General features: G+C 60.2%; 1 protein-coding gene. It reads left to right on the forward strand.

The window, feature by feature from the left end:
* A partial coding sequence (locus tag RVY79_RS18315; RefSeq protein WP_317465957.1) for a hypothetical protein occupies positions 1–209 on the forward strand: 209 nt, incomplete at its 5' end.
* Between the last annotated feature and the right edge of the window lie 125 nt (positions 210–334).

Below are 334 nucleotides of genomic sequence, written 5' to 3' on the forward strand. Positions count from 1 at the left end.
GCTCGCCCCAGTCCTGCGAGCTCGATGCGCAAAGGGCACTGTTCCATGGCCAGCATCGCTCATTGCCTGACCTGATAGCCGGTCGCGATTGCTGCGGGCTGGTCATCCGGCAAGGCATGTTTCGCGCCCTCTTTATGGGTCAGCATATTTGTCTCCAGGCGGTCGTCGCCTTCTTCGACTGGTGCTTATCAATTCTATTAGAGATCTAGATAAACGGGCAGGAAAATTTGATTGGGGTGAACCCGGGGCCTTGTCGCGACCTGTCTCGCGGCCGATGACCGGCAGCGCCAGCGGGAGTGTCTCCTCGGGCTGCGGCGTGGGTGGTAGTCCGTGG

This window comes from Chromohalobacter sp. HP20-39 (genome assembly GCF_033052815.1).
Classification (GTDB): Bacteria; Pseudomonadota; Gammaproteobacteria; order Pseudomonadales; family Halomonadaceae; genus Chromohalobacter.